Origin of the sequence: Rhodococcus sp. USK13 (assembly GCF_018343855.1) — a bacterium.
GTDB lineage: Bacteria > Actinomycetota > Actinomycetes > Mycobacteriales > Mycobacteriaceae > Rhodococcus_F > Rhodococcus_F oxybenzonivorans.
Window position 1 is genome coordinate 6,091,019 of sequence record NZ_CP069242.1, and the last position, 26,720, is coordinate 6,117,738.

Genomic DNA, 26,720 nt, shown 5'->3' on the forward strand with positions numbered 1-26,720 from the left:
TTAAGAAGTACTCACGGGCGGCGGAGCCGCAGCCGCCAGATGCCGAGGTCGGACGGCACCCCGCTGGGGGCGGGGGCGAAGAAGGCGCGGCGCCACGGTTTGACGCTGATACCGAGTTCCTCGAGCGTCCCCGGCTGAAGCGCCGAGAGGGTGGCGGACGACGCCATGACGTTGCCGTCCCCGCCGAGTTCCATCATGCGGGCCGCGATGGTGACGTCGACGCCGAGCCAATCGCTGCCGAGCTGCCGGGGAACCCCTGTGTGGATTCCGACCCGCATCCGCGGACGGTAGCCGTCGACCTCGACATTCCGGAGCGCGTCCTGCGCGGCGAAGACGGCGTCGATGGCGCGATCAGGGCTGGGGAAGACGGCCATCACGCCGTCGCCCATCCGCTTCACGACGTGCCCGCCGCGGTCGACCATGGGTGTCTCGATTGCTTTGGCGACGTCTCGTAACAGCGCGAGGGTGGCGGTATCGCCTGCGGGGAGAGACCAGCTCGAGAAGCCGACGAGATCGGTGAACACGATGGTCACTTCCTGGGTTCCCCGGCCGCGGCCGGTGCGCTCGAGCAGCGCTTGCCACACCTGCAGGGCGCCGAGGCTCATCTCCCGGGACGCTCCCGGCTGATGGTCGAGGAAGCGGTCCGCCACGCGGGCCACGGCGCGTGCGGTGCCGGGGCCTGCGGTGGACAGCGGGTCGCCGAATGCCGGATCTCCCGGCAAGGCACGGCGGACCCTGCGCAGTCCTTCGATCAGCTGGGGCCGACGGTTCAGTGCCCCCACCCAGCCCAGAACCTTGTCCTGTCTACTCTCCGACGCAGCGTCGAGTTCGGCAGCGCTGTCGTCGGCCGGGTCTTCGCTCACGAGCGCAAGGGTAACCCAGCGTCACAGGCAGAAGCCCGTGACGAATCGGACATCACTGCGCTGCCCGAGCCTTCTCCCGATCGGCGCCGGTGGGGACACCGTTGGGACCGGCCAGTGACTCCGCGTAGACCCCGACTGCGTAGGCCACCGCGGACGCATTCTTCGCAAGAGCTGCCCGGTCGATGTTCGCGAGGGTGTCGGTCGGGCTGTGGTAATGCTTGTCGAACACGGCGTCGGGTGTGCCACCCCATTTCTGGGCCTCCTCGGCGGTCTTCTTGTCGTCGGCACCACTGAACACCCCGCCCGACGGAATCTTCTGCTCGATGAACGGACCGTAGTCGGAGCGGCCGTCGAAATCGGTGCCGTTCGCGGCAATGCCGTTCTTACCGAGGTACTCGACGAAAGTGCGCTCGATTCCCGCCGAACCTTCGGGGCCGGGACCTTCGCCGACGTTGTCGGAGTTGTCGCCGTCGTAGGTCAGGTAGCCGGCGTTCTCCGAGCCGAGCATGTCGAAGTTCAGGTAGAGCGCAATGTCGTTGCGTTCCGCCTCGCTCAGGCCGGTGACATAGGCCTCGGAGCCGAGCAGGCCCAGTTCTTCGGCGCCCCAGAAGGCGAACCGCACCGCGTTGTCGGCGTCCGGGGAACCGCCGAGCTGGACCGCCGTTTCGAGGATCGCGGCCACGCCTGTGCCGTTGTCGTTGATGCCGGGCCCCTCGGGAACGCTGTCGAGATGAGCGCCGACCATGACGACATCGCCGGTGGAGCCCGTCGTCGTCTGGGCGATGACGTTACGGGACGTGCTGGTCTCGGTGCTGGTGTCGAGCGTCAGCGTGACGTCTCCGCCGCCCTGCCGGAGCGTGTCACCGTCGGCCCTGCTCACCCCGCCGGTGGGAATTTTGCCCGCCGACGGATCGCCGAGAGTGCCGCCGCTCATCGGCCCGTCCTCGTTGTTGACCACGATCACGGCCGAAGCACCGCGCTCGGCCGCAATCTGCTGTTTGGCCGAGAACGGGCAGATACCCCGGTCGACCAGCACGATCGCTCCGTTGACGTCGAGACCGTCGTAATCCGTTGCCTCACACCCCGGGGTCTCGTCCTGGCGAGCCGGCACCAATCTCGCCGTCAGTCCCTCGGGGCCGGTGGACGGGCTGTAGGACAGTGCTCGCACCTCGACGTCACGGTCGCGCGACCTCAGTTTCTCGGCGGTGACATCGAAATTGTGGAACTCGAATTCCGGGGTCTGGACGTCGAAGCCGTTGTCCGTCAGAACTTGTGCCACGTAGTCGACGCTGGCTTCGTATCCGGGGGTGCCTGCGGCGCGGTTGCCGTCGTTGTCGTCGGCGATGGTTTGCAGTTCCTCGAGATGCGCTACCAGCGCGTCCTCGGTGACCGATCCGGCGAGTGCGCTCGCGTCGACCGGTGGCGACTCCGGTTCGCTCGTGGACGAGCACCCGGCCAGCACCAGCGCACCGGTCACTCCGACGGTGAAAAGTCCCCGTAGTCGCATGTCGGGAGCCTAACGCAGAACCACCTGTGGGCCGGTGCGAATGGATGTCGCACCGGCCCACAGGCTCCCCGCCCTGCCTACGATCCCAGCCAGGTCTCCCGACGTTCACCTGGCGGAGAGGCAGGGCGAAAGTACTCTATCGGTCTCACGCGTCGCGCTTGTTCACCACCACCAGGCTGGCCCCGAAGATCACCAGGACGAACACCGCGAAGTACACGAGACTGCCCCACGGTCCCCAGTGGAAGTCCACGCCCTGCGGTGCCCCGAGGAAGTGATTGGCATTGAGGAACGGCAGGAACGGCATGATTTTCTCACCGAACGATCCGAACAGGTTGAACAGGCTTTCGATCAGTAGCGGCCAGAGCAGCAGTAGCGCGATCGCTCCCGCCGACTGGCGCAGCAACGCACCGATCCCGACGGCGAGCACGACACACAGGAACGCGTAGATCGGCACTCCGTAGATCGACCGCCATGCATCCCCACCGGAGAGTGTGAGGGCAGCACCTGCCTCGTTGCCCGCGGTCGCCTTCGCGATGGCGTACGCCCCGAAGGTGAGGACGAAGGTCAGCACGGCACCGAACGCACCGATCAGGCCGGCCTTGGCGACGAGGACGGAGGCGCGGTTCGGAATCGCCTGGAATGTGGTGCGAATGACCCCGAAGCGGTATTCACTGGTCACGGCCAGGGTCGCGAGGATCATCAGGACCAGGACACCGAATCCGGAGACACCGCCGACGGCATCGGCCATCTGCGGCAGGAAGGGTTCGAAATCGGGTTCCTTCCCGTCCGCCAACTGGTCGTTGAAGGAGTTGATGCTGGCCTTCGCGCTCAACCCGATGACCGCGGCAAGGCCGAGACCCAGCACGACGATGATGACGGTGCACCACCACGGCGACCGGGTGGAGGTGATCTTGATGCGTTCCGCATTGAGAACAGCCATTACAGTGCACCCCTCATCACGTCGTCGACGCTTTCTGCGTGGTACTGCACGTCGTCTCCTGTCAGTTTCATGAAGGCGTCCTCGAGCGAACCGCGCTGAGACGCCAACTCGTGGAGGGTGATTCCCTGCGATCCGGCGATCGCGCCGATCACGTCGGTGGACGAATCGACCACGACGAGCGCCTGCAGCCCGTCTGATCCGTCCTCGCGGACCGTGAGCCCATTCGACGTCAGCGCGCTCCGCAGCGCATCCAGTTGCGGACTGCGCACCCGCACCGTCGATTCCGAGGACTTGCTCACGAATTCCGACACCGTCGTGTCTGCGATCAGGCGCCCACGGCCGATGACCACCAGATGCTCTGCGGTGAGCGCCATCTCGGACAGCAGGTGGCTCGACACCAGCACGGTGCGTCCCTCGGCCGCGAGGCGCTGCATGAATTTGCGGATCCACACGATGCCCTCGGGGTCGAGACCGTTCACCGGCTCGTCGAACAGCAGAACCTTCGGGTCACCGAGAAGCGTGGCGGCCAGGCCGAGTCGCTGGGACATGCCGAGCGAGAACCCACCGGCCTTCTTGCCGGCCACCTCCGTGAGGCCCACGAGGTGCAGCACCTCGTCCACCCGGCTCTTCGGCAGCGAGTTCGAGGCCGCCATCCACTGCAGGTGGGCGCGGGCGGAGCGGTTGGGATGCACCCACTTGGCGTCCAGGAGTGCGCCCACGGTCCGGAGCGGCTGCACCAGCTCGCGGTACGGCTTGCCGTCGATCAGCGCCGTGCCCGCGGTGGGACGGTCCAGCCCGAGGATCATCCGCATCGTCGTCGATTTGCCTGCACCGTTCGGCCCGAGGAAGCCGGTGACCATACCCGGCTGGACGGTGAACGTCAGGTTGTCCACCGCCTTCGTCGCACCGAAGGTCTTTGTCAGTCCCCTCACTTCAATCATGGTGACGAGGATGCCCGAACCATGGGGTGAGGCGCATCCGCCGTGGGTCTACTGTCGACTCGTCCCGTGGTACCACCCGTCCCCGGACCCACCCCGACAGAACCCTGAGAACGCCACCCGCACGGAAGTGGTCAGGACGACGCCTGCGCCCAGAATCGCTTGGGTATCCGGCCCGCGTGACGTGCCTCGTACCCCGCCACGACAGCGCCGCGCATCGCCGACGCCATCAGCGCCGGGTCCTTGGCCCGGGTGACGGCGGTGGCCAGGAGGACGGCGTCACAGCCCAACTCCATCGCCAGGGTGGCGTCGCTCGCAGTTCCGATGCCGGCGTCGAGGATCACCGGCACCCCGGCCCCGTCGACGATCATTTCGATGTTGTGCGGGTTGGCGATGCCCAATCCGGTTCCGATCGGTGACCCCAGGGGCATCACGGCAACACACCCGATGTCCTCGAGCCGACGGGCCAGCACCGGGTCGTCCGTGGTGTACGGCAGGACGACGAAGCCGTCGTCGACCAATTGCTCTGCCGCACTGACGAGCTCGATCGCGTCGGGCATCAGGGTGCGTTCGTCGGCGATCACCTCGAGCTTCACCCAGTCGGTTTCCAGCGCCTCACGGGCGAGCTGCGCGGTGAGCACCGCCTCGGCCGCGCCCCGGCAACCGGCGGTGTTCGGCAGCGGCGCGATGTCGAGCCGCCGCAGCAGGTCGAGCACGCCGGTGCCGCCGGCCGCGTCGACCCGACGCATCGCGACGGTCGTCAACTCGGTGCCGGACGCCACCAGCGCCTCTTCCAGCACGGTGAGGTTGGCGGCCCCGCCGGTGCCCATGATCAACCGCGAGTCGAAGGAGCGGCCGGCGATGGTCAAGCCCTTCTGCGCCACCGGCGTCACGTCAGCCACCCTGCACCGCCGTGAGGATCTCGATGTCCCAGCCGCGGTCCACGACTTCATCCCAACGGGCCTTCGGGAACACGGCACCGTTGACAGCTACCGCGATGCCCTTCGTGGGCAGGTTCAGCGTCTCCAGCAGCTGTGCGACGGTGGGCGCTACCGCGAACTCGTGGTCCTCGCCGTTGACGGTGATGCCGACGGGCACCACGACTTGCTGCTCACTCATCTCTACCTCGCTACTTTCTCGAAACGTCCGGGGTCGGCAGCCTTCGCCTCGGCGAGAGCCGATCCCTCCAACAGTGCCACCGTCGCGTCAGCGGTGACGGGGGTGAGCAGGACGCCGTTGCGTCCGTGTCCCGTCGCCACCACGACCCGATCCGACACTCGCCCGATCAGGGGCAGATTGTCAGGAGTCATCGGCCGCAGACCGGCCGAGGCCTCGCGCAGTTCGTACTCACCGATCGCAGGCATCAGTGCTTCGGCGTCGGCGATGAGATCGCGCACCCCGGCGACGGTGACCTGGGTGTCGTGGCCGGATTCGTGCTGAGTCGCGCCAACGACGATTCCGTCGGCCCGCGGCACGAGGTACGCGGGACGGCCGTGCACACTGCCACGGATGGTGCGACCCGGCGCCGGCGTCACCCCGGGACGGGCACGCAGTCGCAGGATCTCCCCCTTCACCGGGCGAACCGGAAGACCCGGCCACAGCGACGGCGACGCGACGCCTGCGGTGAGGACGATCTGGTCGGTGTCGAGCAGGCCGAGGTCGGACACACTCTCCTCGATCAACTCCACTCCGGCGTCGACTGCGCACGTCCGCAGTGCCGCCAGCAGCAACCGGTTGTCCACGGCGAGTTCCGCGACCGCGAGCAGTCCGAGCCGAACCCCACGCCCGAGCATCGGCTCGAGTTCGCGCACCTCGCTGCGGCTCAGGATCTGCAGATCGCGTCCCTGCGCACCCACCCATTCGGCGATGGTGCGCAGATCTTCGGCATCGGCGGCGTCGAGCGCGACGGTGAGTGAACTGGCCGAAGTGAACAGCTCGACACCGGCGGCGGCCTCGAGCTCCTTGCCGAAGTCGGGCCACCGGTCCAGTGACGCACTGCCCAGCTCGAGGACACTCTCCTCGCCGGGCCAGCCCTCGGACAGCGGTGCCAGCATTCCCCCTGCCACCCACGACGCACCCGAGCCGATCGCCGGGTCGTACAGGCGGACCGACCACCCGGCGTGGGCGGCGCGCCACGCAATCGACAGCCCGATCACCCCGCCGCCGACGACGGACACCGACCGTGGTCTCAGAACCGTTGACATCGAACACCACCTCACTTCCTGCGCCGGCATGATCCGGGTCAGGTATGACGGTCGGGCTCGGCGTGAGCCCCTCTCAGCCCCACGATCCCGGGACTCCCGTGTTGCACTTTCACCGTAGAGGCTACCGTCATGCCGTGACCACCTCGCATCACACCAGCCATGCAGAACGTCGGCGTCGCCTCGGAGCTGCGCGTTTGTACCTGTGTACCGACGCTCGACGCGAGAAAGGTGACCTGGCACAGTTCGCGGAAGCCGCGCTGTCCGGTGGTGTCGACATCATCCAGCTCCGCGACAAGGGCTCGGCCGGCGAGCGCGAGCTGGGTCCGATGGACGCACGCGACGAACTTGCGGCACTGTCCGTGCTCGCCGCCGTCGCACGGAGGCACGGCGCCCTGCTCGCCGTCAACGACCGCGCCGACATGGCGCTCGCAGCCGGTGCCGATGTCCTGCACCTCGGCCAGGGCGACCTTCCGGTGCCGTACGCCCGGAACGTCGTAGGGCCGGACGTCCTGATCGGCCGGTCCACCCACAGCCGGGCGCAGGCCAGTCTCGCGGCGATCGAGGACGACGTCGACTACTTCTGCACCGGGCCCGTGTGGGCCACCCCCACCAAGCCGGGACGCACGGCGGCGGGCATCGAGCTGGTGCGGTCCACAGCCGATGCGCAGCCCACCCGACCCTGGTTCGCGATCGGTGGCATCGACGAGTCGCGAGTACCGGAGATTCTGGCTGCGGGAGCGACCCGCATCGTCGTGGTGCGGGCGATCACGGAGGCCCGGGACCCTCAGGCGGCGGCGCGCTCACTCGCCGGAATGCTCCGCGGCAACAGCTGAGTTACGGCTGATCCAGCCAGCCCAGGACGGTCGACGGCTCCAGGGTGAGGACGGTGCCCGCGAGTTGGTCGACGAGTTCGGGGTCCGCGGTCACCACGGCGGTCACCGTTCCGACGGTGGTGCCATGGCCTGCCGGCTCCGCAGTGCCACCGAACACCTCGAGCGAGTCGAGCACCTCGATGCGCGGGAGCCAGCCGTAGGTTCCGTCGGGCAAGTGGATCGTGCGGGGCAACGCCTTTGACAAGTGTGTCAGAAAGGCGTGCTCCCCCAGAACGTCGTGCCCGGCGAGGACGAGCCGTACCTCGGTGGTGCGCAGCATCTGCCAGCCCGCTTGGAACCCCGGATGGAGCGGCAGCCCTGCAACGTCGGATTCACGAACCCAGCGCAGCTCCGTGCTCTCACCGTTGGCAACGGTGGGGAGCGGGCGCTCGGCGTCGGCGATCACCGTGGTGTAGCTCCAACCGCTGGCGGCTTCCATCGTCACGACCTCGGTGCGCACCCGGATGGCCGCGCTCTCGATGCCGGTCTCCTCGTGGGCTTCCCGGACCGCAGCATGGGTCGTCGTCTCGTGGCTGTCCCGGGCGCCGCCGGGCAACGCCCACGTCCCGCCTTGATGACTCCAGACCGCACGATGTTGGAGCAGCACCGCCGGCGTCTCGTCCGCGAGCGGAGCACGCAACAACAATCCGGCCGCACCGTGCTTGCCCCAATGACGACTGCCGTCCGGACCGGTTGCCCAGCCGTCCCCGTCACCACGCATCGACTACCCCTGTCCGACCTGATGGGTCACCTGCAGTTCCCTCACACTAACGGTTTCTCCCGGCCTCGCCAGCTCACGGCCCCGTTCGGGCCCCGTTCGGCCGGGGGCACGATCCCGCGCTCCGTCCGGTTGACCGCCTCCCGGCGCGGCAGCTTATATGCTCCCCACACAGTGCGGCCGTTTCCAGAAGAGGTGCGACGTGGTTCTGCGTGAGGCACCGTCGATCGAACCCCACGGTAGCCGAGCTTTGTCGGCCCTCGGGGACGACGAGGTCGATCCGGCGGTGGCTCGCCGCAGGGAGTTGCGCGCCTTCCTCCACTCGACCCCGGCCAGACTGACCGGTCTCGGCATTCTGCTCATGCTCCTGTGCGTGGCCGCCGGTCTGGTGGCCACCTCCACGGTGAACGGCAGGGCGGCCACGCTCGACGCCGTCCTCGTGGATGCCGAACCGCTGTCGTACTCGGCGCAGAATCTGTATATCGCGTTGTCGGTGGCCGACGCCGCAGCCACGACGGCGTTCATCTCGGGGGGTCTCGAGCCGGGCGACCTTCGGGACAGGTACGCGCAGGCGATCGGCACGGCGTCGGCGGATCTCGTCCATGCCTCCGGCGGGCTGGCAGCGAGCGAGGCGGACAGCCGCCGACTCCTCGCCTCCATCTCCACCGACCTCACCGTGTACACCGGGCTCGTCGAGACCGCGCGGGCGAACAACCGGGTGGGCAACCCCGTCGGGGCGGCCTACCTCGGGGAGGCCTCGACGCTGATGCAGACGAGCCTGCTTCCGATGGCGCAGCAGTTGCACGCCGGGCACGAGGCCCGTGTGGCGTCGACGCAGAGTAACTATTCACGGCCTCCGTGGTTCGCTCTCGCGCTCCTGCTGACCACCGCGGTGGGATTGGTCCTCACCCAGGTCGTGCTGGCGCGGCTCACTCGGCGCACGTTCAACCTCGGTTTGATAGTGGCATCGTCGGCGACCGCCATTCTGCTGGCATGGATGCTGATAGCAGGGCTGATCTCGGCTCTCGACACCCATCGCGCACTCACCGAGGGTGCCCGGCCGCTGCACGAATTGACCACCGGCCGCATCCTCGCCCAGCAGGCGCGCACCGAGGAGACACTCCGGTTGGTGCGGCGCGATTCGAACGGCGACTACGACGCGGTGTTCGACGACAAGTCCGCTCAGCTCGGTGCGGTGCTGTCGAACTATCCGCGCGAGGACGACAACCCGGTCGGTGACGCCGAGGTGACCCGGGCCGAGGAAGCATGGAACCGATGGTCGACGGCGCACGAACGGATGAACACCGTTCTCGCCGAAGGCGATTTCCTCACTGGCGCGGCCATCGCCATCGGACCCGGAGACGAGAATTCGGCCGCCCAGTTCACCGCTCTCGACGATGCGCTCACCGAAGGCATCGACTCTGCCCGTGATCACCTTCGCTCCCATGTGGCGTCCGCATCCGGGGTGCTGACAGCGTTGGGCCCGGGGGCCTTCGCCCTGACGCTGATCGCCGTGATCGGAATTATCATCGGACTGTGGCCGCGGTTGAGGGAGTATCAGTGAGGCCGCACCGGATAGCACCCGTGGTGCTAGCGCTGGCGATGCTCCTCTGCGGTTGCGCCCAGTCGACGTCGGGGCACGTCGGTTCGCCGAGCATCTCGTACACCGAACCGCCGTTGCCCGCCGGCGTCGCCCCGGCACCGACGGACCGTTCGACACCGGCTCCCGCGCCGGGCGGCGACTGCGGCGATCCCACAGCCAGTCTGCGCCCCGTTTCCGAAGCAGGCGCACCACCACCGAGCCCGACCGTCGACGCCATCCGCGCGCGGGGCCGGCTGATCGTCGGGTTGGACACCGGCAGTAACCTCATGAGTTTCCGCGACCCGGCAACCGGCACGATCGAGGGGTTCGATGTCGACATCGCCCGTGAGATCGCACGGGATCTATTCGGTGACCCGGAGCGCCTGGAGTACCGAATTCTCACCTCCGCCGATCGTGAACGGGCGCTGCAGGAGTCGCTGGTCGATGTCGTCGCCAAGACGATGACGATCACCTGCGACCGGCGAGAGCGGGTGGCGTTCTCGAGCCAGTACTTCGAGGCGCGACAACGCGTCCTCGTCGTCAAGGGCTCGCCCATCCGCGGTCCGGCGGATCTGGCCGGACAACGGGTATGTGTGGTGCGCGGCACCACCTCGTTGGAGCGGCTGCAGCAGGTGGCGCCGACGGCAGAGATCCTCACCGTGCCGATGTGGTCCGACTGCCTGGTGGTGTTGCAGCAACGGCAGGTCGATGCGGTGACGTCCGACGACACGATTCTGGCCGGACTGGCATCTCAGGACCCGTACCTCGAGATCGTCGGGGACAGCATGGGCGCCGAACCGTACGGAATCGGCATCACCAAATCGAACGAGGACCTGGTGCGGTTCGTCAACGGCACCCTCGAGCGGATCCGCCGCGACGGAACCTGGACCGACTCCTACAACCGCTGGTTGTCGATGCTGGGACCGTCGCCCGTCCCTCCGGCCGCCGTGTACCAGGACTGAGGCCCATGTCCCAGGAGAATACGGGGTCGCCGGATCCCGACGTCGCCACCGAGGCTGCGCCCCGCAAACCGGAACAGGCCACTCAGGCTGCACCCCGCGAACCGGAACAGGCCACGCAGGCTTCGCGTCCATCGGGGGCCTCGACGACAGGTCGTTCGACGCGGTCACCGCGCAGTCGCTCCGGCGGCCGCCTGCGCCTGGGTGGTGGGCTCGTCGAAGTGCCGGTGGTGAAGACGGTCGACCCGGCTTCGGCCGTGATGTCGGACCCGACGGTTCCCGAGAACAAGCGGTTCTGCTGGAAGTGCGGCAATCCCGTCGGCCGGAAGTGCGCCACTGCGGAAGAGTGCGAGTTCGGCACATGCCCTTCGTGCGCCGCCACGTTCGACTTCCGGCCGCTTCTGCAGCCAGGGGAGCTGGTGAGCGGCCAGTACGAGGTGCAGGGATGCATCGCGCACGGCGGTCTCGGGTGGATCTATCTCGCGATCGACCGCAACGTGAGCGATCGATGGGTGGTTCTCAAGGGTCTGTTGCATTTCGGTGATGCCGAGGCGCAGGCGGTCGCCTTGGCCGAACGCCAGTTCCTCGCCGAGGTGGCGCACCCGAGCATCGTGAAGATCTACAACTTCGTCGAGCACCCCCGATCCGACGGGACTCCGATGGGGTACATCGTCATGGAGTACGTGGGCGGGCACTCTCTGAGGGACGTTCTCTCGACGCACCATCGCCCCGAACGGATGCCCATCGAGCAAGCCATCGCCTATGTGCTGGAAATACTTCCGGCACTCGACTATTTGCACTCCACGGGCCTGGTCTACAACGACCTCAAGCCCGACAACGTGATGGTGACCGAGGATTCGCTCAAGCTGATCGACCTCGGCGCGGTCGCGGGCATCGAGGACTACGGCTATCTTTACGGCACACCGGGTTTCCAGGCACCGGAGATCGTGAAGACGGGCCCGACCGTCGCCTCCGACATCTACACGGTGGGCCGCACGCTGGCGGTGCTGACGCTCGACATGCCCTCCGACAAGGGCCGGTACCTCGACGGGATACCGACCCCGGATCACGCGCCGCTGCTGGCCGAATACGAGTTCTTCCATCGACTCCTGCTGCGTGCCACCGATCCCGACCCCGCGAAGCGTTTCCGCTCGGCGCAGGAGATGGCCGGCCAGCTCACCGGCGTACTCCGTGAGGTACTCGCGCAGCAGACCGGCGAGGAACACCCCGGGCTCTCCACGGTGTTCAGCAGGCAGCGAACAACATTCGGCACCGACGAGGCCGTCGAACAGACCGACGTCTACGTCGACGGTGTGCAACGGGAGCAGAAACTCGATGCGCGCTCGGTGGCGCAGGCCCTGGCGGTGCCGCTGATCGATCCCACCGACCCCAACGCTCCCCTGCTGGCCGCCGCCGTTCACAGCGAACCGCAGCAGACGCTCGACTCCCTGCGACATGCCCGGGACAACGGCATCGAACGCCTCGTCGGAAATCCCGATGTGTCGTTTTCCCGCGAACTCACGCTCGCCGAGATCAAGGCCCACCTCGATCTCGGTGACGCGGCCACGGCACTCACTCTGCTCGGGGAAGTGGAGCGAGACGTCGGCGACAACTGGCGGATCGACTGGTACGCAGGAATCGCCGCACTGCTCTCCGGCGACTACGAGGCAGCCTTCTCCCACTTCGAAGGAGTGCTGCAAGCGATGCCCGGTGAGACGGCACCCAAGCTCGCCCTGGCCGCGACCGCCGAGTTGATCCTGCAGCACTGGGATACCTCGGACCCGGCCCCGTGGCGGTCGTTCGCGGAGAAGTACTACCGGTCGGTGTGGCGCACCGACCACAACGCTGTGAGTGCGGCATTCGGGCTGGCACGGCAACTCACCGAGCGCGGAGATCTTTCCGGTGCCCTCGCGGCGCTCGACGAGGTTCCCCCCACCTCCCGGCACTTCACCGTGGCCCGGATGACCGGTGTGCTGGTGCTGCTGTCCGGGCGGCCGATCGACAAGATCGAGGAGTCCGAGCTGCGCGAGGCGGCGCTTCGTGTCGCCGCGCTGCCGCACGAAGAGAGCCGGGCACTTCAGATGCGCACCCTCGTACTGGGTACCGCACTCGACTGGATACGCAGCGGCCACACGTCGACCACCGAACAAAGACCTTTTCTCGGCGTGCCGTTCACCGAACACGGGTTACGCACGGGCGCCGAGGCGGCGCTGCGCGCACTGGCCCGCAAAGCACCCGAACGCACCCACCGCTATGCACTGGTCGACCGGGCTAACACCATTCGCCCGAAAAGCCTGTTCTAGCAGTCGGTCACCGGCTCAGCCACCCACCAAGTCGACTGCCGCCCGGGCAATCGCCAACTCCTCGTTGGTGGGGACGACGAGAATTTCCACCTCGGAGTCGTCCGAGGAGATGCGCCGGGCCGAACGGGATTCCGAGCTGTTGCGGGTGTCGTCGACGATGATGCCGAGACGTTCGAGCCCCGCCAGGCTGTCGCGCCGGACATCGACGTTGTTCTCGCCCACTCCCCCGGTGAACGTGATGGCGTCGGCACCGCCCAGCTCCACGAGGTAGGCGCCGATGTATTTGCGGAGCCGGTGCACATACACGTCATAGGCGAGCGCGGCGTCCGCGTTTCCCTCACCGACGAGGGTCCGGAGCGAGCGGAAGTCGTTGACACCGGACAGCCCACGCAGACCCGACTGCCGGTTGAGCAGATCGTCGATCCGGTCGACCGTCAGTCCTTGCCGGTACAGATGAAGGAGGACTCCCGGGTCGATGTCACCACTGCGCGTACCCATGACGAGGCCCTCGAGTGGCGTGAATCCCATGCTGGTGTCGACGGCGCGGCCGCCGTGTATGGCGGACGCCGAGGCGCCGTTGCCCAGATGCAGAACTATCTGGTCGAGCTCGGAGGTATCCCTGCCGAGGAACTGGGCGGCACAGGACGACACGTACTGGTGCGACGTCCCGTGGAAGCCGTAACGGCGAATGTCGTACTCCTGCGCGATGCTCCGATCGATGGCATACGTGGACGCCGCCGCGGGCAGGGTGTGGAAGAACGCGGTGTCGAATACTCCGACGTGCGGGACATCGGGAAGCACTTCCCGTGCCACCTCGATGCCGATCACGTTCGCCGGATTGTGCAGCGGCGCCAGGCTCGACAGATCGGAGATGGCGCGCACTACGTCGTCGTCGATGATCGTGGGCTCGTAGAACACCTTGCCACCATGAACGAGGCGATGTCCCACGGCGACGATCCCCGCCTCACCGAGCGGCCGGCCGACCTCGGCGACCACCTCGAGGACCGTTTTCAAACCCGCGCGATGGTCGGCGATGACACCGTGTCGTTCCTCCACGCCCGTGCGGTGTCGATACACGATGTGACCGTCCGGTTCGCCGATCCGCTCGATCAGCCCGGAGGCGATCGACTCGCCGGTGTCCGGCTGGATGAGCTGGAACTTGATCGACGAAGAACCGGAGTTGAGTACCAGTACCGATCCTGCGGTGTCGTCGCTCACGTGTCTGCCCCCTGAGGTTCGAGCGCCGCGGCCTGAATGGCCGTAATGGCCACCGTATTGACGATATCTTCGACCAGCGCGCCCCGGGAGAGGTCGTTGACCGGCTTGTTCAGACCCTGCAACACCGGGCCGACGGCGATGGCACCGGCACTGCGCTGCACCGCCTTATAGGTGTTGTTGCCGGTGTTGAGATCGGGGAAGATGAACACCGTCGCCTTACCCGCCACCTGCGAGTCGGGCATCTTCTTGTCGGCCACACTCTGCTCGATGGCGGCGTCGTATTGAATCGGTCCTTCCACCAACAGATCCGGTCGCCGCTCACGGACGACGGCGGTGGCGGAGCGCACCTTGTCGACATCCGCGCCGGTCCCGGAGTCGCCGGTGGAGTACGACAGCATCGCGATGCGCGGGTCGATGCCGAACTGCGCGGCAGTCTCAGCGGACGAGATCGCGATGTCGGCCAGTTGCTCGGCGGTGGGGTCGGGCACTACCGCGCAGTCGCCGTAGGCGAGGACGCGGTCGGACAGACACATCAGGAACACGCTCGACACCGTGTTCACACCCGGCCGAGTCTTGATGATCTCGAACGACGGCCGAATCGTGTGCGCGGTGGTGTGCGCGGCGCCGGACACCATTCCATCCGCTATTCCCCTGTGCACCATCATGGTTCCGAAGTACGAGATGTCGCCCATCACCTCCCGTGCACGCTCGAGGGTCATGCCCTTGTGCGCGCGCAGCCGGGCGTACTCCTCGGCGAACGAGGTGGTGTACTCCGAGGTTCGCGGATCGAGGACCTGCGCCTCGGAGAGGTCAACACCAAGTTCGGCGGAACGCCTGCGTACCCGTCCCTCGTCTCCGAGGAGTGTCAGCTCCGCCACCTGGCGTTGGAGCAAACGGCCCGCGGCCCGGAGGATACGGTCGTCATCACCCTCCGGAAGGACGATGTGCCTGCGACCGCGCCGGGCCCGGTCGATCAGCTGATACTCGAACATCTGCGGTGTGACCACCGAGGGAATCGGAAGTTTCAGCCGTTCGACGAGAACAGCGGGATCGACGTGCTGCTCCATGACGCTCAACGCGGTGTCGACCTTGCGTTGCGAGCCGACGGCCACCCGGCCCCGCGTCTGCGCGGCAACACTTGCCGTGTCGAACGTCCCCAGCGACGTGGTGAGGATCGGGAGACGCGGTTTCAAACCTGCCATGAGGTCGGCGATCGCGGGATGCGGGAGCAGACCACCATTCATGATGATTCCGGCGAGCGACGGAAACCCTTCCGCGTCGTGCGCGTTGACCATCGCCAGCAGTACGTCGGAACGGTCGGCAGGCGCGATCACCACCACCCCGTCACTCAGACGCTCGAGGATGTGCTCGGCCGTCATACCGCCGACCATCACCCGCAGCGCTTCACGGTGCAGAAGCTCGGGATCCCCACTGAACAAGGTGCCGTCGACGGCGTCGAGCAGTTCTGCCATGGTCGGCGCGGTCAACAGCGGAATCTCCGGCAAGCTCCACGCAGGCACGCCGGTGGAGGACAGCGCGGACGTGACTGCGCCGAGTTCGTCCGGGTTGCACCGATTGGCGATCACCGCGATCAGATGAGCGTGATGTGCCTTCAATTCGCCTATGCACAGCGCAGCGAGCTGGGCCACCTCGTCAGGACTGCGGCGTGCTCCCCGCAATGCGAGGAGCACCGGCGCACCCAGGTTGACGGCGATCCTCGCGTTGTACCCGAGCTCACTTGGACTGGCCACGTCGGTGTAGTCGCTACCGATGACCACCACGGCATCGCACTGCTCGGCCATCGTGTGATACCGCGCGACGATCTCACTGAGCGCGCCATCGGGGTCGGCGTGGACGTGCTCATAGGTAACACCCAGGGACTGCTCGTAACCGACGTCGGCGGTGGTGTGCTCGAGCAGCAACTCAAGGATGTAGTCGGTCTCCTCCGTCGATCGCGCGATCGGCCGGAAAACACCCACCCGTGCCGCCGAGGCACACAGCATCTGCAAGACACCCAACGCAATGGTGGATTTACCGGTGTCCCCCTCCGGCGAGGCGATGTAAATGCTCGACGGCGCCGAACGGCCCGGCGGACTCACTGGTGCGGAGGTTCCAGGTGCAGCCATGGCCATAGCGTATCCGGCGGTCCGCGCCGGCGCCGTCGCCGTCGGCACCTCCGGCCACCACGATTGACAGGGGTCCTGCGAAGCGGTCAGATGACATATGGCCGAATCACCCTTCCCCGACGTGCGGTGGGGCAGCGAAAACAGCTTCCTCCGTGAGCCCGCTGCGACCTTCGCCGCTACCCGGCCGGGGTCGTGGGTGATTCGGAAGCTCGCCGGAGTAGACCGGCGTCTACTCGAGAAGAGCGGTGGTCGTTTCACTGTTCTCGGCCCGATCGCCGCGCCGGTGGTGCTTCTCACCACGACGGGCCGCAGGTCCGGGAAGCCGAGGACCAGCCCGCTGCTGTACTACCGCGAGGGTGACCGAATTTACGTGGTGGGCAGCAACTTCGGGCAAGAGAAACACCCCGCCTGGTCCGCGAACCTCATCGCGGAGCCGCACGCGACGGTGACCATCGGGGGAAAGGCGATCCCGGTGACCGCCACTCTCCTCACCGAACCGGAACGAACCCGCATCTATCGTGAATTCGATGCCATGGTCAGGGTCTACGGCGTCTACGAGACCCGCACCGATCGCAACATGCGGGTGTTCGCACTGACTGCCACCTGACCAGACGTCATTGCGTCATCAGCGCGACCCGCTCGCCAGCGCTACCCCGGGATATCTGTTCCCGCCCGTACCATCTACGTGGGGACAATCACAGCGCCGCAAGTTGCCAGAGGTTTGCTCGTGGTGTGTGGTGGAACCAGGAGATGAGGCGGACAACCGCCGGGAAAGGGGGAAACATGCTTGCAGCCAGACAGTTACGCCCGTATGTGGTGGCGCCTGTGCCGCTGAAGCCGAATCCGCCCGACCCTGATCAGTGAGTTCTCCCCCCACGTCGACTCGAAGACAGGCAGACATATGAACCAGAAGTCCCGGCGAGGCCACGAGCCTGCAGATACGGACCCCGAATCAGGAGACTTGTCCGCCGACGATCTGGCCGCGGCCATCGAGGGGTTGACCGGCATCCGCACCATCGCGCGGTCTCCAGATGCCAGGCCGACCCCCCGCACCGTTCGGCGCGAACCGCCTCGATAGGGCCCGATCAGCACACTCCATCAGTGGACCAGAACTGGCCCCGCATCGGCGTCCTGCTGCGGAATCTCGTTGCGATACAGTGTCATCGACACCAACGCGCCGACAGCGAAAATGCTGCGGCCACCCAGAACGCGGAGTGATAGCCGGCCAGCGCCGCACCCTCGGCGAGCTGCTGCGCCCACGACGGCCGGATCCCCAGACACGGCGTGCTCGGCGCTGTAGTTGTCTGCTGCTGAGGCTGCGACACTGCTGAGGAGGACAATCCCGATCGAACCGCCGACTTGCTGCGCGGTGTTCACCGTGGCCGAAACGACGCCGGCGTCGTCGGCCCGCGCTCCCGCCGTGGAGGAGGCCATCGCGCTCGAGAAGACGAATCCGAGACCGAGCCCCACCGCGCCAAGACCCGGCAGGATGCCGGTGAGGTAGGCGCAGTCGACATCGATCGCGGTCAGGAATGCCATACCGAGTGCAGAGACGAGCAGACCGGACGTAACAAGTATCCGCGGGCTGAATCGATTGGCCAGCACCGCTCCCGAGAACGAAGCGCTCAGGGCGATCGACGCGACCATCGGCAGAAAGGCGATACCGGTCGCGATCGGGCTGTATCCGAGCAGCTGCTGGAGGTAATAGGTGAGGAACAGAAAGATCCCGAACATGCCTACCGCAGAAATCAACATCACCAAATACGAGGCACCACGCAGCCGGATCGGTCAGCACCGGCTTCGCGCTCGACGGTCTCCGCGCAAACCGGGATGGCCACAGCAGCCTGGGCGTACCCGCGCTCAGCGAGACCAACTGCACCGAGCGATGAAACGTCTCCACGGCGTCGACTGACGTCGGTCACTGTCCGCTCGACGCCGAGTCGACGTCGAGTTCGCCGTCGTGGGCGAACACGAGACGTCCGTCGTCGAGAGCGACCGCCCACCGGTGCACCGGAGCCCAGTCGCGGCCGAGTGACTGCCCCGACGTGGTCAGTTCCGCGAAATCCTCGATCACCACACCCTGCGCCGTCGTTTCCGTCTCGCGCCGAACCCGGACACGGGCTCCGACGACGATGTCGGGTTTCACAGGGTTCTGCTCGGGCATTGCTCATCCAACTTTCTTCGAAGGAGGGCCGCGGGCGGCCTGGTTGTTCCCACACCCGCTGGGGTGAGCGGGTGTGGGAACAGCCGACGACCCCGAGTCGGGGGAGGGACCGCCGGCCGATCCCGAACCCTGCGCGTTGCGGTTCGGGAGCTTGTTGCCGACTGCAGGCACACCCACTACAGACCATCAGCAAACATTCAGCAAGCCAACTCCGGGCGTGTGTGGGAATCATCACCCACCGGCTCGATGGGCGGCGTATCCGTCAGCGAGTCCAGCATTTGTACACGAGCGGCCTTGACGTAAATCATTCTGAGGTCCATATTACATGTTACGTCTCGTCACACTGATATGGAGGACGCTCATGACCCGTTCTACGCTCGAGCTTCGCAACCCGAGGATCACCGATCGCCAGGACACGGGTACACGGCTCCTCGAATCCTCCGCGAGGATGTCGTACGACCCCATGGTCGAGGTCGACTGGGATGCACCGGTCCCCGACGACCTGTACGGCCTGACGCCGGAATGGTCCACACTGTTCGGAACCCCGCTGTGGAACGAAATGACGTTCGAGCAGCAGATCACCCTGACCAAGCACGAAGTGTCCTCGATCATGGGCACCGGCATCTGGTTCGAAATGATCCTGCAGCAGATGGTCATCCGGGACATGTATGCCAAGGATGCCTCGCAGGCGCACTTCCAGTTCGCGCTCACCGAAGTCGCCGACGAATGCCGGCACTCCGTGATGTTCGCTCGTACCGCCGAGAAGTTCGGCTGCCCGTCGTACGTGCCGCGCCGTGCCGTCGTCAACCTGGGTCGCGGATTCAAAGCTCTCGCGTCGGGAGAGGTCGCCTACGCCGGCATCCTGGTCGCCGAAGAAATCCTCGACGTCATGCAGCGCGACTGGATGAAGGACACCCGTGTTCAGCCGATCGTTCGGGTGACCAGCAAGATCCACGTGGTCGAGGAAGCCCGGCACATGCGTTTCGCTCGTGAGGAGACACTGCGCCGTGCAGCGGGCACCAGCAAGGCTCGCCGGGCGGCCAGCCGCGGCGCCATCGCGATCGCGGCGAACCTCATCGTGTCGAGCATGATCAACCCCGCTGTCTACGCCGCCGCCGGGCTGGACACCGAGCGAGCGCTGCGCGAGGCGAAGAACAACTCGTTCCGCGCCGCGAAGGTACGCGAAAGCTCGCAGCCACTGATGCGCTTCCTCGCCGACGCGGACCTGCTGGGCGGGCCGTCCAAGCGCCTGTACAAGCGGGTGCACATGCTCTGAGGCGCTCCGCGCCTGTGAGTGGTTAACGAGTCTCTACACTCGTTAACCACTCACAGGCGGCGAAGCCGCCTAGCCGCGCAGCCGGGGGGCGAGGTCACGTTCGAAGAGCTCCAGGAACCGCTTCTGGTCGTGTCCGGGCGCATGGAACACCAGATGATTCAATCCGGCGTCGAGATACGGCTTGATCTGCGCCACCGCCTCATCCGGATCCGACGCCACGATCCACCGCTTCGCAACCTGCTCGATCGGCAACGCATCCGCCGCCTTCTCCATCTCGATCGGATCATCGATCGAATGCTTCTGCTCCGCCGTCAACGACAACGGCGCCCAGAACCGGGTGTTCTCCAACGCCAACTCCGGATCCGTGTCATAGGAAATCTTGATCTCGATCATCTTGTCGATCTCCGCGACCTCACGCTCCGCCTTCGCCGCCCCCTCCGCGACCGCCGGCAGCAACTTCTCCGTATACAACTCCATACCCTTACCCGACGTACAAATGAACCCGTCCCCACTGCGCCCGGCATACCGGGCCACCACCGGACCACCCGCCGCGATATACACCGGAATCCCGTCCTCGGGCACGTCGTAAATCGACGCCCCCTTCGTGGAGAAATACTCGCCCTCGAAATCGACCCGATCCCCGAGCCACAGCTCCCGCATCAACCGCACCGACTCCCGCAACCGCGCGAACCGCTCCTTGAACTCCGGCCACTCCCCGGCATACCCCGTCGCGATCTCATTGAGCGCCTCACCGGTACCCACCCCCAGCATCACCCGACCCGGATACAGACACCCCATCGTCGCGAACGCCTGCGCCACCACCGCCGGGTTGTACCGAAACGTCGGCGTCATCACCGACGTCCCCAACTGCAACCGCTCCGTCCGCTCCCCCACCGCCGTCATCCACGCAATCGAGAACGGCGCATGCCCACCCTCGTGCCGCCACGGCTGGAAATGATCCGACACCGTCGCCGAATCCATCCCGTGCGCCTCCGCCAGCACACCCAGCTCCACCAACTCCCGCGGACCGAACTGCTCCGCCGACGCCTTGTATCCCAGCTTGAGCTCGTGGGCCACCGTGTACTCCTTCGTCGTCACGTGCGGTTCGCGTTATGCAAACCTCTTCTGCAGGTTAGAGAACGGCGACGACGCTGGCGAGCCCCGCTCCCAGCGCCACCACCGTCAGAGCCACGGCGAACAGCCTCAACTCGTGGGGCGGTGGCATCGGCGCGCCGTCGCGTAGGGCCTTCTCGACCTGAGACCACCGTCGCAGTCCGACGAGGGCCGCTGCCGCGGCGAGACCGATCAGAATCAGGCCGAGGGTCGTCCGCACCCACCCGGTGCTGAATTCGGGGACTAGGTGGATCATCGCGAGACCACCCGCGAGCAAGGCCAGCGAACTTCGCATCCATGCCAGAAACGTCCGCTCACTGGCGAGTGTGAATCGCTCGTCGGGCCGGTCGGTGTCCGTCATCGATCCATCTATACACCGGTTCCGTGGAACCGCGACAAGCAGGTAGCCCGGCGTCTTAGATTGGACGAGCAGGCCACAGGCAGGGGGCATCATGCGACCGTTCGACGTTCTGCGACGCTCGGCCCCTCTCCGTGGACTGGTGGTGACGATTCTGCTGTTGTCCGCGTGGCTGGCGCTCGGACCGCCGCCCGCCTCGGCGGAGCCGCGGATCACCCGGGTGGACGTCTACTCGGAGGCGATGGGCCGCTGGGTTTCCAACGACGTCATCTCGCCCGCTTCCGGTGCGTCCGCACCCACCTTCTACCTGCTCACCGGGATCGGCGGCGGATCGGACGGCATCTCGTGGTTCAACAACACGGGGGTCCGGGACTTCTTCGCCGACAAGCATGTGAACGTCGTGATGCCGATCGGCGGCCAGTACAGCATGTACACCGACTGGGTCGCGGATGATCCGGTGCTCGGGCGTAACAGGTGGCAGACGTACCTCACCCACGAGCTTCCCGCCGCAATCGACAGCCGGTTTTCGACGACGGGCTCGAAAGCCATCGGCGGAGTCTCGATGGCGGGCAGCGCGGTACTCGACCTGGCGGCGCAGGTACCGGGGTTCTACCGTGCGGTGGGCTCGTACAGCGGGTGCGCACAGACCAGTGGCGTGCTCGGGCAGGCGATGGTGCGGTCGATGGTCGAACTGCGGGGCGGCGGTAACGCCGCCAACATGTGGGGTGCGCCCGGGGATCCCGCGTGGGCGCGGCACGATCCGATGCTGAGCGCCGAGCGCCTGCGCGGCACAACGCTGTTCGTGTCGACCGGCAACGGGATGCCGGGGCCGATCGACAACCACGACCCACTACTGGCCGTGCCGCAGACGATCGGCGGCAGTGTCGTCGAGATGGTCACCCATGTGTGCGCCGGCGCGTTCGAATCGCGGCTTCGGCAGCTCGGAATCCCGGCCACGTTCGCCTACCTACCGCAGGGCACCCACTCCTGGGGCCTGTTCGAAACCGAGCTACGCGACTCCTGGCCCGTCATCGGCAGTGCTCTCGGGGCATAGCGGCGACCGGGGGGACAGCGGCGATCGGGGCATGAGCGGCGACCATCAGGGCGTGCGCGCCAGTGCGCGTTCCAGGACCGGCCCGATCACCGCGAAGGCCTCCGGTGTGGTCATCCGCACGTGATCGCACTCCACCTCGTTCGCGGTGATCACGCCGGTCACCACGGGCTGCCACACGCTCGGCGAGGGTCGTTCACCCTCGTCGTCGGCGCCCTGCGCGGCGGCGAAGAACAGCAAGTCACCGTCGAACACGCGGGGCCGATGTTCGGCCGAGATCCGCTTCGAGTTCTCGAGGCCCGCGCTGATGCGGCCCAGTAGGGTCGACGCGAACGCCGGGTCGCGGCCGAACGATCGGCCGAGCATCTCGACCAACTGCTCTCGATACGACCTGTCGTCGTCGCCGCTGCCCTCGAAATCGACGCCCAGTCCGTGCAGCCATTGCTCGGCGTCGACCTCGAGGTCACCGAAATCGCCCTCCTCTGCCAGGTAGCTGTCCATCATCGCGAGCGTGCCGACGTCCGCCCCGGACTCTCGCAATTCGACGGCGATCGCGTGTGCGATCACGCCACCGAGTGACCATCCCAGCAGGTGGTACGGGCCTCGGGGCTGCACCGCCCGCATCTCGACGACGTAGCGGTGTGCCAGTTCTTCCATCGACTCGAACGTCGCGCCTCCGCTCAGGATGGGCAGCTGGAGCCCGTACACCGGCCTGTCCGGCGCGAGGTGCTGGATCAGTCCGGCGTATCCGAGGGCGAGTCCGCCCGCGGGGTGGACGCAGAACACAGCGGGACGTGTTCCACCGGACCGGAGCGGGACCACGACACTCAACACGTCGTCGGTCGCCGCGGCGCCGGGCGTGGACGGGTCGACGATGCGGCGCGCCAGCCCTTCGGGAGTGGGGTTGCGGAAGATCCACTGCAGTGCGACGTCCGTGCCGAGCCGGTCCCGCAGTGCGGACGCCACCCTGGTCGCGACCAGGGAGTTCCCACCGAGTGCGAAGAAGTCGTCGTCGGCTCCGACGCGTTCTACCCCGAGTACGTCGGCGAACACCTCCGCGACGGCGTGCTCGAGCGGAGTGGCTGGTGCCTTGAACGGCCTGGGTGAGACCATCGGCGCGGGAAGTGCCCGCCTGTCCAGTTTGCCTGTGCGCCCGACCGGCAGCTCGTCGAGCACGACCAGCTGAGCAGGCACCATGTATGGCGCGAGATGAGAGGCGGCGTAGCGCAGCACTTCCGCCGGATCAATGTTCGCATTGCCCTCCGGGACTACGTAACCCACCAATCGATCGATTGCGCCGGCGTGTGTGGTCACCGCCGCCCGGCCCACCCCGTCGCAGCGGGCCAGTACCGACTCGATCTCGCCGAGCTCCACCCGCTGTCCTCGAATCTTCACCTGGAAGTCGTTGCGGCCTATGTATTCCAGCCGGCCTATCTCGGTCCAGCGCACGAGGTCACCGGTGCGGTACATGCGGGAGCCCGGACCTCCGAAGGGGTGCGCCACGAACGACGCTGCTGTCATACCCGGGCGCCGATGGTATCCACGAGCCAGTCCCGGTCCCGCCGCATACAATTCGCCCACCACACCCACCGGGACCGGCTGCAACCACGGATCCAGGACTATCACGTCGACGCCGCGGCCGGGACCCCCGACGGTGACCGGCTCGTCCGGCGACAGCGCCTCGCTGGCCGTGGTCTGAATCGTCGCCTCAGTGGGACCGTATCCGTTGAAGACAAACCGGCCCGGTGTCCAGCGGTTCGCAAGCTCGGGGGCGAACCGTTCACCTGCCACTGCCAGAACTCGGACGGACGGAAGCTCCTCGGGACTCACCGTTTCCAGGATGGTAGGGGTGAAGAACGCATGTGTGACGTGTTCGGCCTCGAGGAGTTCGGCCAGCTCGCGGCCACCGAGCACGGTGGGGGGCACGATCACCAGCGTCGCCCCGACGGTGAAGGCCATCAGCAGTTCGAAGACGGACGCGTCGAAACTCGGCGACGCCAGGTGCGACACCCGTGCCCCGTGCGTCGCTGCGAAGCGTTCCCGCTCCTCGACTACCAGGTTTGCCAGACCGCTGTGCGAGACGACGACACCCTTCGGTGTGCCGGTAGAGCCGGAGGTGTAGAGCAGGAAGGCGGCGTGCCCGGTATGCAACGGTCGCACGCGGTCGTCGTCGGTCACCGGGTCCCCGGGGTACGCGCTGTCGACCTCCGGGTCGTCGAGCAGCAGCCACTCCACCGCGCCGGGCAGATGCCCGCGGTGCGCCGATACGGTCAGTCCGAGGATTGCACCGGAATCCTCGAGCATCGCCGTGATGCGGGCGGCCGGGAGCGCGGGGTCGATCGGCACGTACGCCGCACCCGACTTCGCGACCGCCCACACCGACAGCACCGATTCTATCGACCGCGGCACCCCGACTGCGACGAAGGAGTCGGGGCCGGCGCCCCGGTCGAGGAGCGCTCTGGCCAACCGGTTGGACCGTTCGTCGAGCGTCCGGTACGAAACGTCGATACCGTTGCTCGACAGTGCGATTGCTTCCGGATCCACGGCGGCGCCGGCGACGAGCACGTCCGACAGCGTCCGTTCCGGAACCGCGGGCGCACCCCGGACCGGCGCGAGTTCGTCCCGTTCGAAGGCGTCCAGTATGTCGAGGTTCCCCAGCCGCACCGAGGGGTCGTCCACCACGGCGCCGAGCATGCGAACGAAACGGTCGGCCAGCTCGGCCACGGTGTCGGCATCGAAAAGGTCGGTAGCGTAACTGAATGCGGCCCTGATGCCCGACTGTGACCCCTCGTCGTCGTACTCTTCGGACACGGTGAGCTGAAAGTCGAATCGTGCGATCGTCGCACCGAGGTCGATGCCGGTCACCTCGACGTCCGGCAGCGACAGGTCGGATTGCTCCACATTCTGGAATTCGAGTAGTACCTGGAACAGCGGTGAATGCGCCGTCGAGCGAGGTGGGTCGAGCGCTTCGACGACCTTCTCGAACGGCACCTCGGCGTGGGCGTATGCGCCGAGGTCGACAACGCGCACCTGCTCGAGCAGTTCGGCGAACGTGCTCGCGGACCGGATGACGGTGCGTAGCACCACGGTATTGACGAACATTCCGACCATGTCGTCGAGTGCGGCCTCGCCGCGTCCGGCGACGGGGGTTCCGATGGCGATGTCCTCGGAACCGGACATCCGGGCCAGGAAAGCGGCCAGGGCGGCATGCGCGACCATGAACAGCGTCGACTGGTGCGCCGACGCCAGCGCTGTCAGCCGACGATGCAGGTCGGCGTCGATCTCGAATCCCACTCGGCTTCCACCCGGTGACCGTTGCATCAGACGCGGACGGTCCGCCGGTAGATCCAGTGCGGCAGGAAGACCGGCCAGCGCGTTCCGCCAGTAGTCCAGCTGTGCCGACACCAGCGACTGCGGATCCTCGTCGGAACCGAGGAGTTGCCGCTGCCAGAGTGCGAAGTCGGCGTACTGCACCGCCAGGGGTTCCCATTCCGGGGCACCCCCGTGGGTGCGGGCCGTGTAGGCCACCAGCACGTCCCGGGCGAGCGGGACCATCGATGCTCCGTCCGCGACGATGTGGTGCACCACCACCAGGAGCACTCGGTCGGCATCGGAGGTCTCGAACAACGCCGCTCGCACCGGCACCTGCTTGGTGACGTCGAAGCCTTCCGACACCGACGCCGAGAGCCGCTCGCGCAACTCGGTTTCGCTGGTCACCGTCACCTCGGGCAGGTCCGGTGCCGCGTCGGGGAGGATCACCTGCACCGGCTCACCGTCGCACATCGGAAAGCGGGTCCGGAGCGATTCGTGCCGCGCCACCACATCGGCCACCGCAGCGCGCAACGCGTCGACATCGAGTGCGCCGGAGAGCCGGAACGCCATGGCAATGTTGTAGGCGGGCGAGGAGGTGTCGAACTGGTTGAGGAACCACATACGAGTCTGCGCCAGCGACAACGGGATTCGTTCCGGACGCGGTCCGGACTGCAACACCGGCCGGTCGGTACGCACGGTGGCTTTCGCGGCACGGGCCGCAAACGCTGTGACGGTCGGCGCCTCGAAGAGGGCGTGCAGTCCGACTTCGACGTCGAGTGCCGCGTCGACCCGGGCAACCACGCGGGTGGCGGACAGTGAGTCGCCGCCCAAGCGGAAGAAGTCGTCGTCGGCGCCGACCTGTTCGATTCCGAGGACGTCGCCGAACACACCGGCCACGACGGCTTCGAGGGGGGTGGCGGGCGCCCGGAAGCGACGCGTCCCGGTGCCGGGTTCGGGTAGTGCTGTGCGGTCAAGTTTCCCACTCACCGTCACCGGCAACTCCCCCACAACCACCACCACCGACGGCACCACCCACCCCGGCACCACCCCCGCCACCCACTCCACCACCACATCCGGATCCACCTGCACCCCCACCTCCGGCACCACATACCCCACCAACCGACCCCCTCCCGCACCACCGCCGCCGCCCGAGCCACCCCCGGACACCGCGCCAACACCGCCTCCACCTCCCCCAACTCCACCCGCTGACCCCGCA

22 protein-coding genes are annotated in these 26,720 nt (G+C 66.9%); 7 read left to right on the forward strand and 15 right to left on the reverse strand.

Going from position 1 to position 26,720, the window contains the following annotated elements:
• Positions 1-11: 11 nt before the first annotated feature.
• The 7 genes from JQT59_RS30595 to thiO form a co-directional block, all read right to left on the reverse strand.
• Positions 12-863 carry an adenylate/guanylate cyclase domain-containing protein gene (locus JQT59_RS30595; protein ID WP_213573200.1) on the reverse strand — a complete coding sequence of 284 codons (852 nt, stop codon included), beginning with the start codon at positions 861-863 and terminating at the stop codon, positions 12-14.
• 52 nt (positions 864-915) lie between these two features.
• Positions 916-2,370, reverse strand: coding sequence for a M20/M25/M40 family metallo-hydrolase (locus JQT59_RS30600; RefSeq protein WP_213573201.1), 1,455 nt, complete (start codon positions 2,368-2,370; stop codon positions 916-918).
• Between the two features lie 145 nt (positions 2,371-2,515).
• Entirely contained in the window at positions 2,516-3,310 is a 795-nt protein-coding gene (locus tag JQT59_RS30605) for an ABC transporter permease (protein WP_109327640.1), read from the reverse strand.
• Complete coding sequence (locus JQT59_RS30610; RefSeq protein ID WP_213573202.1) at positions 3,310-4,251, reverse strand: ABC transporter ATP-binding protein; 942 nt, start codon at positions 4,249-4,251, stop codon at positions 3,310-3,312. Before JQT59_RS30610 ends, JQT59_RS30605 begins: the two co-directional genes overlap by 1 nt.
• A 131-nt stretch (positions 4,252-4,382) precedes the next feature.
• On the reverse strand, positions 4,383-5,150 hold the full coding sequence (locus tag JQT59_RS30615) for a thiazole synthase (protein WP_283254029.1): 768 nt from the start codon (positions 5,148-5,150) through the stop codon (positions 4,383-4,385).
• Positions 5,143-5,367 (reverse strand): sulfur carrier protein ThiS, encoded by a 225-nt coding sequence (gene thiS, locus JQT59_RS30620; protein WP_159920084.1) that lies wholly within the window; start codon positions 5,365-5,367, stop codon positions 5,143-5,145. Before thiS ends, JQT59_RS30615 begins: the two co-directional genes overlap by 8 nt.
• A 2-nt stretch (positions 5,368-5,369) precedes the next feature.
• Positions 5,370-6,452, reverse strand: coding sequence for a glycine oxidase ThiO (gene thiO / locus JQT59_RS30625; protein WP_213573203.1), 1,083 nt, complete (start codon positions 6,450-6,452; stop codon positions 5,370-5,372).
• Positions 6,453-6,586: 134 nt separating this feature from the next.
• Between thiO and thiE the strand changes: the two genes are divergently transcribed.
• Positions 6,587-7,285 carry a thiamine phosphate synthase gene (gene thiE, locus JQT59_RS30630; protein ID WP_213573204.1) on the forward strand — a complete coding sequence of 233 codons (699 nt, stop codon included), beginning with the start codon at positions 6,587-6,589 and terminating at the stop codon, positions 7,283-7,285.
• A 1-nt stretch (position 7,286) separates the two neighbouring features.
• Here the strand turns inward: thiE and JQT59_RS30635 are convergent, their stop codons facing one another.
• Entirely contained in the window at positions 7,287-8,045 is a 759-nt protein-coding gene (locus JQT59_RS30635; protein WP_213573205.1) for an NUDIX hydrolase, read from the reverse strand.
• A 199-nt stretch (positions 8,046-8,244) separates the two neighbouring features.
• Between JQT59_RS30635 and JQT59_RS30640 the strand changes: the two genes are divergently transcribed.
• Genes JQT59_RS30640 through JQT59_RS30650 form a run of 3 tightly spaced genes read left to right on the forward strand, consistent with a single transcriptional unit; the run spans position 8,245 to position 12,886 of the window.
• Entirely contained in the window at positions 8,245-9,606 is a 1,362-nt protein-coding gene (locus JQT59_RS30640) for a GlnX family signal transduction membrane protein (protein WP_249353957.1), read from the forward strand.
• Positions 9,603-10,586, forward strand: coding sequence for a glutamate ABC transporter substrate-binding protein (locus JQT59_RS30645; RefSeq protein WP_213573207.1), 984 nt, complete (start codon positions 9,603-9,605; stop codon positions 10,584-10,586). Before JQT59_RS30640 ends, JQT59_RS30645 begins: the two co-directional genes overlap by 4 nt.
• A 5-nt stretch (positions 10,587-10,591) precedes the next feature.
• Positions 10,592-12,886, forward strand: coding sequence for a serine/threonine-protein kinase (locus JQT59_RS30650; RefSeq protein ID WP_213573208.1), 2,295 nt, complete (start codon positions 10,592-10,594; stop codon positions 12,884-12,886).
• A gap of 15 nt (positions 12,887-12,901) precedes the next feature.
• Here the strand turns inward: JQT59_RS30650 and JQT59_RS30655 are convergent, their stop codons facing one another.
• On the reverse strand, positions 12,902-14,104 hold the full coding sequence (locus JQT59_RS30655) for an acetate kinase (RefSeq protein ID WP_213573209.1): 1,203 nt from the start codon (positions 14,102-14,104) through the stop codon (positions 12,902-12,904).
• The gene (gene pta, locus JQT59_RS30660) at positions 14,101-16,236 is read right to left on the reverse strand and encodes a phosphate acetyltransferase (protein WP_213573210.1); all 2,136 of its coding nucleotides are present in this window, start codon (positions 16,234-16,236) and stop codon (positions 14,101-14,103) included. Before pta ends, JQT59_RS30655 begins: the two co-directional genes overlap by 4 nt.
• Before the next feature lie 91 nt (positions 16,237-16,327).
• Between pta and JQT59_RS30665 the strand changes: the two genes are divergently transcribed.
• Positions 16,328-16,837, forward strand: coding sequence for a nitroreductase/quinone reductase family protein (locus tag JQT59_RS30665; RefSeq protein ID WP_213573211.1), 510 nt, complete (start codon positions 16,328-16,330; stop codon positions 16,835-16,837).
• A 491-nt stretch (positions 16,838-17,328) separates the two neighbouring features.
• On the opposite strand, the gene JQT59_RS30670 is transcribed toward JQT59_RS30665, so the two are convergent.
• Both JQT59_RS30670 and JQT59_RS30675 read right to left on the reverse strand, forming a co-directional pair.
• The gene (locus JQT59_RS30670; protein WP_213573212.1) at positions 17,329-17,985 is read right to left on the reverse strand and encodes an MFS transporter; all 657 of its coding nucleotides are present in this window, start codon (positions 17,983-17,985) and stop codon (positions 17,329-17,331) included.
• Between the two features lie 163 nt (positions 17,986-18,148).
• Positions 18,149-18,394 (reverse strand): hypothetical protein, encoded by a 246-nt coding sequence (locus JQT59_RS30675; protein WP_213573213.1) that lies wholly within the window; start codon positions 18,392-18,394, stop codon positions 18,149-18,151.
• A gap of 361 nt (positions 18,395-18,755) precedes the next feature.
• On the opposite strand from JQT59_RS30675, the gene JQT59_RS30680 reads away from it, so the two are divergent.
• Positions 18,756-19,670, forward strand: a complete 915-nt coding sequence (locus JQT59_RS30680; RefSeq protein ID WP_159920062.1) for an AurF N-oxygenase family protein — start codon at positions 18,756-18,758, stop codon at positions 19,668-19,670.
• A 69-nt stretch (positions 19,671-19,739) separates the two neighbouring features.
• Here the strand turns inward: JQT59_RS30680 and fgd are convergent, their stop codons facing one another.
• A complete protein-coding gene (gene fgd, locus JQT59_RS30685; RefSeq protein ID WP_213573214.1) occupies positions 19,740-20,747 on the reverse strand; it encodes a glucose-6-phosphate dehydrogenase (coenzyme-F420) in 1,008 nt (335 codons plus the stop codon).
• A 55-nt stretch (positions 20,748-20,802) separates the two neighbouring features.
• Entirely contained in the window at positions 20,803-21,144 is a 342-nt protein-coding gene (locus JQT59_RS30690) for a YidH family protein (protein ID WP_213573215.1), read from the reverse strand.
• 91 nt (positions 21,145-21,235) lie between these two features.
• Here JQT59_RS30690 and JQT59_RS30695 point away from each other — a divergent pair, with 91 nt between their 5' ends.
• Positions 21,236-22,195, forward strand: coding sequence for an alpha/beta hydrolase (locus tag JQT59_RS30695; RefSeq protein ID WP_213573216.1), 960 nt, complete (start codon positions 21,236-21,238; stop codon positions 22,193-22,195).
• A 45-nt stretch (positions 22,196-22,240) separates the two neighbouring features.
• Here JQT59_RS30695 and JQT59_RS30700 read toward each other — a convergent pair whose 3' ends face one another.
• Complete coding sequence (locus tag JQT59_RS30700) at positions 22,241-26,620, reverse strand: non-ribosomal peptide synthetase (protein WP_349306990.1); 4,380 nt, start codon at positions 26,618-26,620, stop codon at positions 22,241-22,243.
• Positions 26,621-26,720: the final 100 nt, after the last annotated feature.

What these genes read in the sequence shown, in the direction of transcription:
- JQT59_RS30600 (WP_213573201.1), bottom strand. Translation starts at nt 2,370, where the DNA reads ATGCGACTACGGGGACTTTTCACCGTCGGAGTGACCGGTGCGCTGGTG.
- JQT59_RS30605 (WP_109327640.1), bottom strand. Translation starts at nt 3,310, where the DNA reads ATGGCTGTTCTCAATGCGGAACGCATCAAGATCACCTCCACCCGGTCG.
- JQT59_RS30610 (WP_213573202.1), bottom strand. Translation starts at nt 4,251, where the DNA reads ATGATTGAAGTGAGGGGACTGACAAAGACCTTCGGTGCGACGAAGGCG.
- thiS (WP_159920084.1), bottom strand. Translation starts at nt 5,367, where the DNA reads ATGAGTGAGCAGCAAGTCGTGGTGCCCGTCGGCATCACCGTCAACGGC.
- thiO (WP_213573203.1), bottom strand. Translation starts at nt 6,452, where the DNA reads ATGTCAACGGTTCTGAGACCACGGTCGGTGTCCGTCGTCGGCGGCGGG.
- JQT59_RS30635 (WP_213573205.1), bottom strand. Translation starts at nt 8,045, where the DNA reads ATGCGTGGTGACGGGGACGGCTGGGCAACCGGTCCGGACGGCAGTCGT.
- JQT59_RS30650 (WP_213573208.1), top strand. Translation starts at nt 10,592, where the DNA reads ATGTCCCAGGAGAATACGGGGTCGCCGGATCCCGACGTCGCCACCGAG.
- pta (WP_213573210.1), bottom strand. Translation starts at nt 16,236, where the DNA reads ATGGCCATGGCTGCACCTGGAACCTCCGCACCAGTGAGTCCGCCGGGC.
- JQT59_RS30665 (WP_213573211.1), top strand. Translation starts at nt 16,328, where the DNA reads ATGGCCGAATCACCCTTCCCCGACGTGCGGTGGGGCAGCGAAAACAGC.
- JQT59_RS30670 (WP_213573212.1), bottom strand. Translation starts at nt 17,985, where the DNA reads ATGTTGATTTCTGCGGTAGGCATGTTCGGGATCTTTCTGTTCCTCACC.
- JQT59_RS30675 (WP_213573213.1), bottom strand. Translation starts at nt 18,394, where the DNA reads ATGCCCGAGCAGAACCCTGTGAAACCCGACATCGTCGTCGGAGCCCGT.
- JQT59_RS30680 (WP_159920062.1), top strand. Translation starts at nt 18,756, where the DNA reads ATGACCCGTTCTACGCTCGAGCTTCGCAACCCGAGGATCACCGATCGC.
- JQT59_RS30690 (WP_213573215.1), bottom strand. Translation starts at nt 21,144, where the DNA reads ATGACGGACACCGACCGGCCCGACGAGCGATTCACACTCGCCAGTGAG.
- JQT59_RS30695 (WP_213573216.1), top strand. Translation starts at nt 21,236, where the DNA reads ATGCGACCGTTCGACGTTCTGCGACGCTCGGCCCCTCTCCGTGGACTG.